13 protein-coding genes are annotated in these 13,854 nt (G+C 54.2%); 7 read left to right on the forward strand and 6 right to left on the reverse strand.

Translation table 11 applies throughout. The annotated features are described in order from the left end of the window. Positions 1 to 110 precede the first annotated feature (110 nt). Together ACGS9J_RS01305 and ACGS9J_RS01310 are read left to right on the forward strand one after the other, a co-directional pair. Complete coding sequence (locus ACGS9J_RS01305; protein ID WP_442229304.1) at positions 111 to 1,586, forward strand: MFS transporter; 1,476 nt, start codon at positions 111 to 113, stop codon at positions 1,584 to 1,586. 193 nt (positions 1,587 to 1,779) lie between these two features. Then, on the forward strand, positions 1,780 to 2,271 hold the full coding sequence (locus ACGS9J_RS01310) for a Dps family protein (protein WP_442229305.1): 492 nt from the start codon (positions 1,780 to 1,782) through the stop codon (positions 2,269 to 2,271). A 47-nt stretch (positions 2,272 to 2,318) separates the two neighbouring features. On the opposite strand, the gene ACGS9J_RS01315 is transcribed toward ACGS9J_RS01310, so the two are convergent. Then, positions 2,319 to 2,495 (reverse strand): YciY family protein, encoded by a 177-nt coding sequence (locus ACGS9J_RS01315; RefSeq protein WP_071827036.1) that lies wholly within the window; start codon positions 2,493 to 2,495, stop codon positions 2,319 to 2,321. Positions 2,496 to 2,748: 253 nt separating this feature from the next. Between ACGS9J_RS01315 and cls the strand changes: the two genes are divergently transcribed. Together cls and ACGS9J_RS01325 are read left to right on the forward strand one after the other, a co-directional pair. After that, positions 2,749 to 4,209, forward strand: coding sequence for a cardiolipin synthase (gene cls / locus ACGS9J_RS01320; RefSeq protein ID WP_442229306.1), 1,461 nt, complete (start codon positions 2,749 to 2,751; stop codon positions 4,207 to 4,209). 56 nt (positions 4,210 to 4,265) lie between these two features. Further along, entirely contained in the window at positions 4,266 to 4,589 is a 324-nt protein-coding gene (locus ACGS9J_RS01325) for an HI1450 family dsDNA-mimic protein (protein WP_004945300.1), read from the forward strand. A 63-nt stretch (positions 4,590 to 4,652) separates the two neighbouring features. On the opposite strand, the gene ACGS9J_RS01330 is transcribed toward ACGS9J_RS01325, so the two are convergent. Next, the gene (locus tag ACGS9J_RS01330; RefSeq protein WP_442229307.1) at positions 4,653 to 5,417 is read right to left on the reverse strand and encodes a DeoR/GlpR family DNA-binding transcription regulator; all 765 of its coding nucleotides are present in this window, start codon (positions 5,415 to 5,417) and stop codon (positions 4,653 to 4,655) included. Positions 5,418 to 5,720: 303 nt separating this feature from the next. On the opposite strand from ACGS9J_RS01330, the gene ACGS9J_RS01335 reads away from it, so the two are divergent. The 3 genes from ACGS9J_RS01335 (at position 5,721) to ACGS9J_RS01345 (ending at position 8,864) form a co-directional block, all read left to right on the forward strand. Further along, positions 5,721 to 7,163 carry an FGGY family carbohydrate kinase gene (locus tag ACGS9J_RS01335; RefSeq protein ID WP_442229308.1) on the forward strand — a complete coding sequence of 481 codons (1,443 nt, stop codon included), beginning with the start codon at positions 5,721 to 5,723 and terminating at the stop codon, positions 7,161 to 7,163. 23 nt (positions 7,164 to 7,186) lie between these two features. Beyond that, positions 7,187 to 8,434 (forward strand): ethanolamine utilization protein EutH, encoded by a 1,248-nt coding sequence (gene eutH, locus ACGS9J_RS01340; protein ID WP_442229309.1) that lies wholly within the window; start codon positions 7,187 to 7,189, stop codon positions 8,432 to 8,434. Between the two features lie 73 nt (positions 8,435 to 8,507). Next, on the forward strand, positions 8,508 to 8,864 hold the full coding sequence (locus tag ACGS9J_RS01345) for a DUF1937 family protein (RefSeq protein WP_442229310.1): 357 nt from the start codon (positions 8,508 to 8,510) through the stop codon (positions 8,862 to 8,864). Between the two features lie 70 nt (positions 8,865 to 8,934). Here the strand turns inward: ACGS9J_RS01345 and ACGS9J_RS01350 are convergent, their stop codons facing one another. From ACGS9J_RS01350 to ACGS9J_RS01365, 4 genes are all read right to left on the reverse strand, one after another. Next, complete coding sequence (locus ACGS9J_RS01350) at positions 8,935 to 10,152, reverse strand: NAD(P)/FAD-dependent oxidoreductase (protein WP_442229311.1); 1,218 nt, start codon at positions 10,150 to 10,152, stop codon at positions 8,935 to 8,937. Continuing rightward, complete coding sequence (locus ACGS9J_RS01355) at positions 10,149 to 11,546, reverse strand: NAD(P)/FAD-dependent oxidoreductase (protein ID WP_442229312.1); 1,398 nt, start codon at positions 11,544 to 11,546, stop codon at positions 10,149 to 10,151. The genes ACGS9J_RS01350 and ACGS9J_RS01355 overlap by 4 nt, the downstream gene beginning before the upstream one ends. 287 nt (positions 11,547 to 11,833) lie before the next feature. Then, entirely contained in the window at positions 11,834 to 12,835 is a 1,002-nt protein-coding gene (gene oppF, locus ACGS9J_RS01360; protein WP_020827182.1) for a murein tripeptide/oligopeptide ABC transporter ATP binding protein OppF, read from the reverse strand. After that, positions 12,832 to 13,848 carry an ABC transporter ATP-binding protein gene (locus tag ACGS9J_RS01365; protein WP_442229313.1) on the reverse strand — a complete coding sequence of 339 codons (1,017 nt, stop codon included), beginning with the start codon at positions 13,846 to 13,848 and terminating at the stop codon, positions 12,832 to 12,834. Before ACGS9J_RS01365 ends, oppF begins: the two co-directional genes overlap by 4 nt. Positions 13,849 to 13,854 lie beyond the last annotated feature (6 nt).

Raw genomic sequence — 13,854 nt, forward strand, 5'->3', positions numbered from 1 at the left:
TTTCAATACATACGTATGGATATATATTACCGCCAGTATACCACCCGGCAACCCCGGGCGGTGACCTTATAGCAACGCACCCGCGTCGCTCGCTTTTTTGGAATAATATTATGCACGTAAACAACCGTTGGTTGATCCTGGCAATGATCTCCAGCGCACTATTTTTGATCATTATCGACATGACGGTGCTCTACACCGCTTTGCCACGGCTGACACAAGCGCTGGATGCCAGTGCCTCGCAAAAATTATGGATCGTCAATGCTTACCCGCTGGTAGTCGCCGGTTTGCTGCCTGGTGCAGGCATGCTGAGCGATCGTATCGGCCACAAACGGCTGTTTATTGCCGGACTGCCGGTGTTTGCCATCGCCTCGCTTTGCGCGGCCTTTTCTCCGTCGGCCGAATGGCTGATCGCCGCCCGCGTATTTCTTGCGGTAGGTGCCGCGATGATGATGCCGGCGACCCTGTCCATTGTCCGTCATGTCTTTACGGATGAACGTGAGCGCGCCCTGGCGATTGGCATCTGGGCAGCCGTGGCCTCCGGTGGCGCGGCCATTGGCCCGGTGGTTGGCGGCGTCCTGCTGGAGTACTTCTGGTGGGGTTCGGTGTTCCTGATCAACGTGCCGGTGGTGATGGTCGTGCTGCCGCTCGCGTGGCGGTTAATTCCGCACTGCGGAGGGGAAAATAAGCGCCCTTACGATATCATCGGTTCGGCCCAGATCATGGCCGGTTTGGTGGGCTGCATCTATGCGTTAAAAGAATTGAGCAAGGCCTCGCCCTCATTTACCGCACTGGCGATTGCCGCGGCGATTGGCATTTTGTCGCTCTGGCTGTTTGTTCGCCGCCAACGGCGGGCGCGCTACCCTATGATCGACTTCTCACTGTTCCAAAACCGGCTGTTTGCCGGTGGCGTCGGGGTAGCGTTAGTGTCGATGATCGCGTTGGTCGGCGTGGAATTGGTGCTGACTCAACGTCTGCAACTGGTGCTTGAGCTGAGCCCCTTGCAGGCCGCACTGTTTATTCTGCCTATTCCGCTGGCGTCGGCGCTGGCAGGTCCGTTGGCCGGTTTACTGCTGCCGCGCTACGGCGAGCGCAGCATGATACTCGGCGGTTTTGTTCTGACCGGCCTCGGCATCGCCGGCCTGGCCCTGCTTTATCAAAGCAGCCTGGTGCTACAGTTGATTTGTCTGTTCATCGCCGGTTTTGGCCTTGGGGGCGTCATTACGGCGGCGTCGACCGCCATCATGCTGAATGCACCGGAAGAGAAGTCCGGTATGGCCGCATCGATCGAGGATGTCTCCTATGAACTGGGCGGCGTTCTGGGTATCACGCTGCTCGGCGGGTTGATGACCGCCGTTTATAGCCACAGTCTGGTGCTGCCCGGCAGTCTGCCGGTGAGCGACATCGCCTATGACAGTATCGATGAAGCCCTACGGCTGGCCGCCCACCTGGCGGCAGATCAGGCGGAGCAACTTAAGCAACTGGCACGCCTGGCTTTCGACCGTGCTTTTCTCGTCGTTCTGATTGCTGCAGCCTCATTGATGGCACTGGGGGCCGGCGTAGCAAAAATGGCATTGCGCAAGGAATGATGCAAAGCCGCTGTTGTTGTTAACGCATTCTGCTTAAACTGATTTGGCAATTTGCTTCTCGGACTTATCGACATTGGTTTCAGCGATTGCATTGATGCTTTTGATCGTCTTTAACCCTGCGATAGATCCGGTTACTGTGTTTGTTATGGACATTGTGTAAATCATCGAATCAAATAATCAGGAGAAGATTATTATGGCAACGACGAAGAAAGCAGCGAAAAACCATATCGGCCTGGACAGTAAACAATCGGCAAAACTGTCGGAAGCGTTGAATGCGCTATTGGCGAATTATCAGGTGCTGTATATGAACGTGCGCGGCTACCATTGGAACATTTCCGGCCCGCATTTCTTTGAGCTGCACGTCAAATTTGAAGAAACTTATAACGATCTGCTGACCAAAGTCGATGAATTGGCAGAACGTATTTTGACCCTGGGCTCGCAGCCGCGTCACGCTTTCAGCGAATATTTGAAAACTGCCGCCATCAAGGAAGATACCAACGTCACCGACGATAAAGGCACGCTAAGCGGTTTGTTGCACGGGTATTCGGTGCTGCTGCAACAGCAGCGCGAACTGTTGACGCTGGCCGCCGATGCCGGTGATGAAGGGACTGCCTCACTGATGAGCGATTACATCAAAGAGCAGGAAAAACAGGTGTGGATGCTTAATGCCTATCTGGGGAAATAATCTCAGCCTCAGCTAACAAAACAGTCCCCTCAGGGACTGTTTTCGTTTTACCACTCGTACGACACCACAAACAGCAACGAACGTCGGTGCTGATCATCCAGGCGACGACGCACCCGAATAATATGCCGATTGCTGCAAGACTGGCGTTCCAACCAGCGATGCCTGCGGCGCTGGCTCTGTCGTAACATCCGCCAGCGGCCCACTTCGTTTCTACTGCGTCTCATCGTTTCGTCACTCATCCGTCAAAAGCCAACGGCGGGCATTATAGCCCTTTCGCTGTGCGATCCAAGCCACAGTTCGCCGTATTTTACTCCGCTTGAGCGATGCGATGGCTAGTCGAAAATGTTCTTTTTGTTTACAGCAAGTGCCTTAAGACAATCATATTTTTGCAACATAAGCGCGGAGAAAAGGTTTCCCCTTTACCATTCTGTGCGTACACTCATCGTTGGTGGTTTGCGAACGGGATTTTTCGCCTTTATGACAACATTTTATACCGTAATCAGTTGGCTCATGGTGTTTGGTTACTGGCTGCTTATCGCCGGTGTGACCCTGCGTATTCTGATGAAACGCCGAGCCGTACCTTCTGCGATGGCCTGGCTGCTGGTTATCTACATTCTGCCGCTGTTTGGTATTGTGGCTTATTTATCTTTTGGTGAGTTGCACCTGGGCAAGCGCCGCGCCGAACGCGCCAAGGCGATGTGGCCTTCTACCGCACGCTGGTTGAGCGAATTAAAAGAGAGCCAGCGGATCTTTGCCACTGAGTACAGTGAAGTCGCCAGACCGCTGTTCCAACTGTGCGATCGCCGTCAGGGCATTGATGGCGTCAAGGGCAACCAACTCCAGTTGCTCACCACAACCGACTCAACGCTGAAAGCGCTGATCCGCGATATTGAACTGGCCCGCCATAATATAGAGATGGTGTTTTATATCTGGCAGCCCGGCGGGCTGGTGGATCAGGTGGCCGAATCATTGATGGCCGCGGCGCGCCGGGGCGTGCACTGCCGCCTGATGCTGGATTCGGCCGGCAGCCTGCAGTTCTTCCGCAGCCCCTATCCCGGCATGATGCGTAATGCCGGGATTGAGGTCGTGGAAGCGCTCAAGGTCAACCTGTTCCGCGTGTTCCTGCGCCGAATGGATTTGCGTCAGCACCGTAAAGTGGTGCTGATCGACAACTATATCGCCTACACCGGCAGCATGAACATGGTGGACCCACGCTTTTTCAAGCAGGACGCCGGCGTCGGCCAGTGGATCGATCTGATGGCGCGCATGGAAGGCCCGGTCGCCAGTACCATGGGGATTGTTTATGCCTGCGATTGGGAGATTGAAACCGGTAAACGCATCCTGCCGCCACCGCCGGACGTCAATATCATGCCGTTCGAACAGGAAAGCGGTCACACGATCCAGGTTATCGCCTCCGGGCCTGGTTTCCCGGAAGAAATGATCCACCAGGCGCTGCTGACGGCCGTTTACTCTGCGCGTGAACAGCTGATCATGACCACTCCCTACTTTGTGCCAAGCGACGATCTGCTGCATGCTATCTGCACCGCCGCCCTGCGCGGAGTTGAAGTCAGCATTATTGTCCCACGGGATAACGATTCGACGATGGTACGCTGGGCCAGTCGCTCTTTCTTCTCCGAGCTGCTGGAAGCAGGCGTGCGGATCTATCAGTTTGAAGGGGGTTTGCTGCATACCAAGAGTGTGCTGGTCGACGGCCAACTCAGCCTGGTGGGCACGGTGAACCTGGACATGCGCAGCCTGTGGCTGAACTTCGAAATCACGTTGGTGATCGACGATGACGGTTTCGGCAGCGATCTGGCCTGTGTGCAAGATGATTACATTGCCCGCTCGCAGTTGCTGAACGCCCAAGAGTGGCAGAAACGGCCATTCTGGCACCGCATTGTTGAGCGCCTGTTCTACTTTTTCAGTCCGCTGCTATAAATGCCGTAGCGGGCATGGTTTAATAACGCCAAACCCTTTGTTATCAGGATTTAATTATGGATTTGAATAACCGCCTTACTGAAGACGAAACGCTGGAACAGGCTTACGACATCTTTCTGGAACTGGCCGGCGACAATCTGGATCCGGCGGATATTCTGCTGTTCAATCTGCAGTTTGAGGAGCGCGGTGGCGCAGAACTGTATGATCCTGCGGAAGACTGGTCGGAACATGTGGATTTTGACCTGAACCCGGACTTCTTTGCCGAAGTGGTGATTGGTCTGGCGGACAGCGATGGCGAGCCGATCAACGACGTTTTTGCCCGTGTGCTGCTCTGCCGCGAGAAAGACCACAAGCTTTGCCACATTCTGTGGAAAGAGTAATACCCCTGGCATCAAAATAAACCCTGTCGGTCATCGTGACCGGCAGGGTTGTTTTATCCCCCATCAGGCCACAATCACCTGAAGACTCGCCGGGAAAGCCAGGTTCTTCAGCTTCTTCTCCGGATCGCTGGTCACCAACCACGAAATATCTTTTAACTCTGCTACCAGACCGGTCGCATGGTTGTTCAGTTTATGTCCATCGGCAAGCACAATGGTTTTGTTGCTGTTTTTGATCATCTGACGGGCAATCGCCGCCTCGTTCAGATCCTGGTCCATCACCCCCGCCTTTGGGCTCACTGCCCCAGCGCCGATAACGGCATAATCCGCATAGAAAGCACTGATCCCCTGCAATGCCACCGGGCCAATGCATTCCATTTTCGACAGCCCAAATTGTCCGCCGATCAGGATCAGGTTAATCGTGGCATTTTCATGGAACAGGTTGGCAATCACTGGCGAATTGGTGATGACGGTGAGCTGGTTAATACCGGCGATTTGTTTGGCAAATTCCAGCGTAGTGGTACCAAAATCGATAAACAGTGAGTCTCCGGGTTTGATCAATTCGGCAGCTTTAACGGCGATGGCCTTTTTGTCATCCTCAGCCAGTTTAGCTCGCTGATTAAATTCCAGCTCAAACCCAAACTGAGCAATAACCGCCCCGCCATGGATTTTCTTGATGTGTCTCAGTTCTTCGAGCTTATTCAAATCCCTGCGGATGGTTTCCTGAGAGACATTAAAGTCATCTGCCAACTCATTGACGAACACTTGCCCGTTATTTTTCAACTTATCGAGAATAATGTTCCTGCGTTCTAATGCGTTTGAATAATCCATCTTCTGATCCGTTATGCTGTCTTTAACATTATAAAAACTGTGGATTTACAGGGCGTTTTATTGCTTGGTCGACAATTGTTTACCAACTCCCCGTGTGAAGCAACCGACTATTTCACTTTTCACAGGGTGAAAACAGCAACAACCACATCATAACCACACTGCCAGAAGTGAAAACCAAGACGCTGGTCACAATTAAATCGGAAATTGTGAGTTTAGTGTTGATCTAATGTGTACTAATGATACTAAATAATAGAAACGGGCACAATGACAACATTTAAACCACAAAATAGACCTGAGGGCTTTATGCTGAACCAACGCTATGCAGCCATTGACCAAGGAACAACAGGAACACGCGTCGTGGTGTTCGGCGAGGATGGAAAGCACTTTTCCCCCGCCGCCATCGCACACAAGCAATTAACGCCCAATCCAGGTTGGGTTGAACACGATCCCATGGAGATCTTGCGCAATATCCGCACCTGCCTTGGCCAGTGTGGCGTGGTGGACGCCATCGGTCTGGCGCATCAGGGAGAGAGTGTCGTCGCCTGGGACGCGCAAAGCGGCCTGCCGCTTTATAACGCCATTATTTGGCAAGATCAGCGAACGGAATCCGTCATCCGTCACCTGCGCAACGAAGGTGTGGAAGAAAGCGTTCGGGCGAAAACCGGCCTGCCGCTGGATACCTATTTCTCCGGCAGCAAACTGGGCTGGATCATGCGTAACGTGCCCGGCGCCCGTGAACTTTCCCGTCGCGGCCATTTGCGACTCGGCACCATGGACAGCTTTTTCATGTTCCATCTGTGCGGGACCCACACCACGGATTACAACTCGGCTTCCAGGACTTCTCTGTTCAATATTCATACCCTGCAATGGGACGAAGAACTGTGTCGGCTTTTCGGCGTTCCGATCGAGGCATTGCCCGATATCAGGGACAATACCGGCCACTTTGGCGATGTGACTTATGCCGGCAATACCACGCCGCTGACAGCCTGCATCGTCGATCAGTTTGCCGGCACTTATGGGCATGGCTGTCTGCACCCCGGCCAAATGAAAATCACTTTCGGCACCGGCGCGTTTTTGCAATCGATTACCGGCACCGGGGTTCCCGACGCACAGGGCTCGGGGCTGCTGCCGACGCTGTGCTGGAAATTACCGGGCGAGTCCCCACTTTACGGCCTGGACGGCGGCGTCTATAACGCCGCATCGGCCATCAATTGGGCCAAAAAAATTGGCTTGTACAGTGATATCGAAGAGTTCTCCGATTTCCCGGATCAACCGGCTATCGCTCGTGGACTGGCGTTTATCCCGGCGCTTTCCGGATTGGGTTGCCCCTACTGGGATCGCTCGGCCGCGGGGCTCTGGGCGGGCTTGTCCCTGGAAACCGAACGCAAAGATATGCTGCAGTCCATTCTTGAAGGGATTGCCATGCGTTCGGCCGAAGTCATCTACGCCATGGACAAAGTTCGTCCGATTGGCGACACCATCTCCGTGGACGGTGGCCTGTCGGCAAACCTCTACTTCAAGCAGTTTCTCGCCAGCTTGATCCAAAAACGCATCGTCACTCCGTCCAACCGGGAAATTACCGCCCAGGGCGTCGCTTTGCTGGCACGCAAAGGGTTAGGCAATACCCATCCCATGAACGTCAGAACACAACACGTCACGACTGAGCCTGCAGAACGCGATCTGTCTCCTTATTTTGAAAAATATAAGGACATTATTTCCCGTTCCCGCAACCTGCGCGGCGAATAAATAATAATAAAGTGGAGGCAATTATGTCTGAGATTGGCAACATCATTATCTATATCATTATGGCCGGAACCCTGTTCGGGGCCATGGCCTCAGTGATCAAACCCGAAAGCGGGTTAGGCAAAGAATTCGTTAATGGCATTCATTCCATTGGCCCCGTTTTTCTGGCGCAGGCCGGTATTATGGCGGCGATCCCGATTCTTTCTTACGCCATTACCTACACCGTCGGCCCGCTATTCCAATCAATGGGTTCGGACGCATCCATCGCTGCCCTTTCCATTATCGCCGTTGATATGGGCGGCTATCAGTTGGCGGACGCCATTGCCGCAAACCGCGACCAATGGATCACCGCCATGCTGGTCGGCTACACCTCCGGCGCCAGCATCGTTTATTTAATCCCTGTCGGTCTGGTGATGTTGCAACAGAAAGACCACAAATATCTGGCATTGGGCGCCATGGCGGGGTTGATCAGCATTCCGTTTGGCGTGTTGATTTCATTGATGATCATTACGTTAAATAATATTCCGGTACGGGATATCATTTCCACCGCCTCGCCCGTTAATCATTATTTAAGCATCGACTTTTTCAATGCCTTGCAACTGCTTTCCCCTCTGTTCGTCTTTTGTATCCTGCTCGCCTTAGGGCTGAAATACCGCACCCTCTGGATGGTCAAATGCTTCCTGTTCTTCGGTAAAATCATGGATGCCTTTATCAAGATGGTGCTGGCCGCCTGCATTGTTCAGCACTTTACCGGGGTATTTAGCAAAATCTTTGGCGGCTGGGTGTTTGATCCTCTCTTCGCCGACGAAAAAGAGCTTTACCGCGCGATTGAGATTGCCGGCTATATTGGCATCATGCTGGCAGGCACTTTCCCGATTTGCTACCTGTTCCAAAAATACTGCCAACGCCCGATGAAGTTTATCGGCCGACAACTTCGGCTTACCGATGCCGGGGCCATCGGCATGGTGATGGTGCTGGCCAATATCATCGCCGTTTATCACCTGTTCAAAGACATGCGCGCCCGTGACAAGGTGTTATGCGTGGCCTTTGGTATCTGCGCCCAGGCCACCTTGGGCGATCATCTGGCCTTTACCGCCAACTTCCAACCCACCCTGGTTCTGCCGATTATGGTCGGTAAATTCCTTGCCGGTGCCATTGCCGTGGCTATCGCTGTCTTCATCTCCGTCCCGGAAGCGCAACGGATGGAAAAACGCGATCAGCTAGAAGAGGCGGCGGCGCAAAACGATCGGCCAACCGTTCCCCTGGCCGTTTAATTTCCCGATTAATTCCCCAGCAGTGCCTTGTAACAAGGCACTGCTTTCTTTATGTAATCCTATGAGGTTCACCATGCGTAAGATATTCCTTGCCTGCCCCTACAGCCATGCCGATGAGAACGTGGTCCAGGAGCGATTTATCGCCTGCAATAAAGTCGCGGCCAACATCATCGAGGCCGGCCATGCGGTTTTCAGCCAGGTCACCCTGTCACACCCGATTAATTTGCAGCTGACAAAGACCGATAAAGCAGAGATTGGCAAAATGTGGGCGCCGGTGGATGCCCTGTATTTAGATTTGATGGAAGAACTGATTATTTTGGATCTGGCCGGCTGGGATAAAAGTGCCGGCATTAAACGAGAAATTGAGTTCTATCAAGCGCGCAATCAACGCGTAAGCCTGTGGTCAGAGGTTGAGCACGAATTTAAATAACCCACCCGGAAGCCGATATAGTTAAGCCTGCATATTTGCAGGCTTTTCATTGGGCTGAGTGAGGAAACCGTTACCGGGCGATAACGGTCAACTGGCGGTCCGGCGTCACGCCAGAAATATCGATGTTCTTCAGAAGAATGCGACGTTCAGGCAAGCAACGGTGTTTTCCCCGGTAAAGTTCCTTTTCACCATCACGCACAATAATCTCGCCTTTATGATAACGGTTAACACGCACATTCAGCGTGATACGCTCCGGGATCTGTGTTGAGACGGAAATCATATTTGGCGCAGCTATACGGAAGACGTCATCCAGTTGAATCGGAATATCAAATCGCCCGGCGTCATCCTGCTGCAGTGATTGTGCAACCCGCCGCCCCACCTGCAACCCTTCCAGGTAGCACTGATCGCCCATATCGGCTGGGTGGGTCATATTGCCCACGACATAATAGTGCGGATCGGAACAACGGCCATGCTGATCGAACCAGGGGCGGCCACTCTCTGGCTCATAGGCCAAATGGCTGTTGCGGATCAGCGTGTACTCGCCGGTAAAGCGTCCGGTAAAAATAATACTGTCGCAGACCAGGTGCTGTGAGCTGCCGTCCGCAGCGGTAAATTCGATACTTTCCACCCGCTCGCCGCCATTGATTTGAGTGATATGCGCACCCAGATGGAGTTTAACCCCCATAAGGCGGGCATATAACGCAGCCACGCGGAACGCCGTTGGCCGGGGGTTTTCATCAATCAGAGCCAGCGCCTTGATGCCCGCATTACGCAGCGTCCAGATAGTGGAAAAGCTGACCAACTCAGATCCGACGATCACCGGCTTAGTGCCCGGCTTGAGCTTTTTCAGATAAATAAACTGTTGCAGCGCCCCCGCAGTCAGTACGCCCTGAGGCCTGACACCACTAACCAGCCTGGCATGGCGTGGCGTCTCACGCACGCCCGTGGCAATAATCACGCGTTTGGCGCGTAAGGTTTCAAGGCCATTGTCGCAAGAGATGATCACCTCACCGCCCGGCTTGATGTTCACCACCGTAGTGCCGGTTCTTATTTCACAATGGTTCTGCACCAGATTCAGTATTCGTTCGGCCCAAAGGTGGCCTTTCATCGGGCGATGGAAGGTCTGCATGCCGAATGTCGGGTGGCGGCAGTGGCGCGGTACGCCCCCTGCCTGTTTTTCTCTGTCCAACAGCAGAATGCGGCTCACCCCTTCGTCGGATAACGCACGGGCCGCGGCCAAACCGGCCGGCCCGGTGCCAATAATAATCACGTCGTATAACTGACTCATTCCACCCTCCCGACGACCAGCGTATTGTCCAAACGATCGCCTACGATTTCGGCAACCTGGTTACTGCAGAAAAAGCCGTTACATCGTCCCATCATGACGCGTGTGCGGCGACGCAGACCGCCGATACACTCTGGCGGTACCGCCGAGTGGAAAGCCGCCTCCAGTTCGCGCCGCGTGACCAATTCGCAATGGCAAACGATGCCGCCATTGCCTGAACAGGCATAATCGCGCGGTTGGTAATCGGACAGCATCGGCATCACCGGCCACTGAACTTCGGCAGGCGGCTGGAAGGTAAAGAGTGCGTTGAAATGGTTGCGGTAGAGATCTTCCACATGGGCGGCAATCCCCAGCGCAGCGGTCAGTCCGGTGGAGCGGATCCCTCCCACGCTGATCCAATTGTCCTGAGGATAAGGATAAATTCGATACTCTTTCTTTTCCGTGGCGGGACGCAGCCCCGCATAGGTGGCGGTAACGCTGTATTGCCCCAACGTCGGTAGCATCCGGCTGCCTTTTTCAATCAGCCCTTTGAGCACCGACTCATCCACGTCAGCCCGGTTACGATCGGTTTGCTCCTCGGCCGTCGGGCCTAAAATCATATTGCCGAAGATGGTTCGGCACAGCAAAACGCCTTTGGTGGTGGGGGTCGGGACCGGCAGGATGATGGCATTGATATCCGCCGCAGCGGCTTTGTCGTAGACCAGAAATTGCCCTTTGCGCGGGCGGATCTCATAATCCGCTGTCCGCCACAGGCCATCGATCAGATCGCCATGGTTGCCCGCACAGTTAATCACCAGCTTGGTTCGCACGCTGCCTTGGCGGGTCTGCAATAACCAGCCCTGCTCGTCCTGAGTCGCCTTCGTCACTTCGCAGTTGAATCGGTAAGCCCCACCATGCATCACGGCCTGCGTGACGTAGGCGAGCGGCGCACTCCAGGGATCGATAACATATTCCCCCGGAACCAGGACGCCACCGAGCACGCCCGCGGCCAATTTTGGCTCACGCTGGTAAACTTCGGCGGCAGAAATTTGCACCACGTCAGTCACCCCATTTTCATGCGCCTGTTTCACAATGCCGGGCAGCGCGGAAAGCTGTTCTTCACTCCAGGCCACCACGATGGCCGTGGTCTGCAACAGCGGGAGGTTCATCTTTTCTCGGATCGCCAAATACTCGTCGTAACCCGCCTGCATGCATTGCAATTCGAGGCTCCCCGTTGGCGCATCAAAGCCGGTATGCAGGATCGCGCTGTTGGCCTTGCTGGCGCCAGACAAGATATCGCCGCCGCGCTCCAGCAATAACGTTTTTGCGCCCATCAGGGTGAATCGTCGGAAAACGGCGCATCCCACTACGCCGCCACCAATCACTACCACATCCATATTTTCATTTAGCTGTGTCATACGCGTTTTCTCACCACGAAACATGTGATAATAAAACCACACAAACCACACCATTACAACATCAAAGCCACACTTGAAAATCGCAAAGACCACAGCAAAAACCATAGAAAAATAGAATTACTCATTGAATTTTATTTATTATTTTAAATAAATACGCTGAGTTTCATTTTTTAGTCGGGTGAGTTATTTGTGGTTTTTGTTGGTTTTGCGTTGTGGTGGGAATGCCATAAAAAAGGGTTCATGCAAACATGAACCCTTCAGGCAACAAAATGGAATGAAATGGCCGTTTACAGCGGATCAACCTTCAGACAGGACACCGCATGGCGGAAGCTGCCTTCCAGCAGAGGACGCGTCTTGGCGCATTCCGGCCCGGCTATCGGGCAACGGGTGCGGAACACGCAGCCAGAAGGCGGATTTATCGGCGAAGGCAATTCCCCTTCCAGCAACTGGATCTGCTTTTCCTTCTCCTTGTCCGGATCCGGGATCGGCACCGCCGACATCAACGCTTTGGTATAAGGGTGCTGCGGATTGTGGTACACCTCATCATAGGTGCCCAGTTCCACCGCATGGCCCAGATACATCACCAACACACGGTCGGAGATGTGTTTGACCACCGCCAGATCGTGAGCGATAAAGATCAGCGACAGGCCCATTTCACGCTGCAACTGCTGCAGCAGGTTCACCACCTGCGCCTGAATCGACACGTCCAGCGCCGAGACGGGTTCGTCGCAGATCACCAGCTTTGGTTCCAGGATCAAGGCACGTGCAATACCGATACGCTGACACTGGCCGCCAGAGAACTCATGCGGATAGCGGTTGATCAGGTTGGGCAGCAGGCCCACCTTCAGCATCATCGCCTTTACCTTGTCTTTCACTTCCTGACGCGGCATTTTTGGGTAATAGGTGCGCAGCGGCTCGGCGATGATTTCACCGATGGTCATGCGCGGGTTCAGCGAGGCCAGCGGATCCTGGAAGATCATCTGGATATCGCTGCGGGTTTTACGCCAATCGACATCGCTCATGCCAAGCAGGTCTTTGCCCAACCAGGCAACGCGCCCGCTGGTGGCCTTCACCAGGCCGATAATGGCACGGGCAAAAGTCGATTTGCCGCAGCCGGACTCGCCCACCACGCCCAGGGTTTCCCCTTCGAACAAGCGCAACGTCACGCCATCTACCGCCTTGAGCGTTTTCGGCGGCTGCCAGAACCACTGTTTGTCATCATGAATGTCGAAGTGCACTTTCAAATCGGCCACTTCGAGCAGCACTTTCTTGTCGGTTACCGCAGTCATACCAACGCCTCCACCGGTTTAAAGCAGGCGCGCAGGCGCCCTTCACCAAACTGCTCCAATGGCGGAGCGCTCGAACATTGCGCCATCGCGTACGCACAACGCGGTTGGAACGGGCAGCCTTTCGGCAGGCGCAGCAGGTTCGGCGGGTTGCCGGGAATGGTCATCAGCGCCTCGCCTTCAGCATCCAGGCGCGGTACCGCATTGAGCAGACCAATGGAATAAGGATGGCTCGGGTGATAAAACACATCCCGCGCGCTGCCGTATTCCATGGTGCGCCCGGCGTACATCACCAGCACCTTATTACAGATGCCGGCCACCACGCCCAGATCGTGGGTAATCATGATGATGGCGGTGTTGAACTCGCGTTTCAGCTCATTCAGCAGCGTCATGATCTGTGCCTGAACCGTCACGTCCAATGCGGTGGTAGGTTCATCGGCAATCAGCAACTTGGGCCGGCACAACAATGCCATCGCGATCATCACACGCTGGCGCATGCCGCCGGAAAACTCATGTGGATACATGCGCATGCGTTTACGCGCTTCCGGCATTTTGACCGCATCGAGCATGCGAACCGACTCTTCAAAGGCTTCGCTTTTGCCCATCTTCTTGTGCTGCATCAGCACTTCCATCAACTGCTCGCCAACGCGCATGTAGGGGTTGAGCGAGGTCATCGGGTCCTGGAAGATCATCGAAATTTCTTCCGCCCGCAGCTTGTTGAGCTGTTTTTCCGGCAGGTTGAGAATTTCACGGCCGTTAAATTTGGCCGACCCACCAATGCGACCGTTGCTGGCCAGCAGCCCCATCAACGCGAAGGCCGTCTGGGATTTGCCGGAGCCGGACTCACCCACGATCCCCAGCGTTTCGCCGGCGCGCAGATCAAAGTTCAGATCGTTCACTGCCGTCACGTCACCGTCTGGGGTGCCGAAGGTCACGCGCAGGTCTTTCACATCCAGCAACAGCGACGATTGAACGCCGGCACCGGTTTGCAACTGCGGATTTTCAATGGTGCTCATGATTGC

It is taken from the genome of Serratia quinivorans, from assembly GCF_052113645.1.
In the GTDB taxonomy this organism is placed as follows: Bacteria; Pseudomonadota; Gammaproteobacteria; order Enterobacterales; family Enterobacteriaceae; genus Serratia; species Serratia quinivorans_B.

Excerpts from the sequence above, each read along its gene's own strand:
- ACGS9J_RS01315 (WP_071827036.1), bottom strand. The coding sequence starts at position 2,495 with ATGAGACGCAGTAGAAACGAAGTGGGCCGCTGGCGGATGTTACGACAG.
- ACGS9J_RS01330 (WP_442229307.1), bottom strand. The coding sequence starts at position 5,417 with ATGGATTATTCAAACGCATTAGAACGCAGGAACATTATTCTCGATAAG.
- ACGS9J_RS01325 (WP_004945300.1), top strand. The coding sequence starts at position 4,266 with ATGGATTTGAATAACCGCCTTACTGAAGACGAAACGCTGGAACAGGCT.
- ACGS9J_RS01345 (WP_442229310.1), top strand. The coding sequence starts at position 8,508 with ATGCGTAAGATATTCCTTGCCTGCCCCTACAGCCATGCCGATGAGAAC.
- cls (WP_442229306.1), top strand. The coding sequence starts at position 2,749 with ATGACAACATTTTATACCGTAATCAGTTGGCTCATGGTGTTTGGTTAC.
- ACGS9J_RS01305 (WP_442229304.1), top strand. The coding sequence starts at position 111 with ATGCACGTAAACAACCGTTGGTTGATCCTGGCAATGATCTCCAGCGCA.
- oppF (WP_020827182.1), bottom strand. The coding sequence starts at position 12,835 with ATGACTGCGGTAACCGACAAGAAAGTGCTGCTCGAAGTGGCCGATTTG.
- ACGS9J_RS01355 (WP_442229312.1), bottom strand. The coding sequence starts at position 11,546 with ATGACACAGCTAAATGAAAATATGGATGTGGTAGTGATTGGTGGCGGC.
- ACGS9J_RS01350 (WP_442229311.1), bottom strand. The coding sequence starts at position 10,152 with ATGAGTCAGTTATACGACGTGATTATTATTGGCACCGGGCCGGCCGGT.
- ACGS9J_RS01335 (WP_442229308.1), top strand. The coding sequence starts at position 5,721 with ATGCTGAACCAACGCTATGCAGCCATTGACCAAGGAACAACAGGAACA.
- ACGS9J_RS01310 (WP_442229305.1), top strand. The coding sequence starts at position 1,780 with ATGGCAACGACGAAGAAAGCAGCGAAAAACCATATCGGCCTGGACAGT.
- ACGS9J_RS01365 (WP_442229313.1), bottom strand. The coding sequence starts at position 13,848 with ATGAGCACCATTGAAAATCCGCAGTTGCAAACCGGTGCCGGCGTTCAA.
- eutH (WP_442229309.1), top strand. The coding sequence starts at position 7,187 with ATGTCTGAGATTGGCAACATCATTATCTATATCATTATGGCCGGAACC.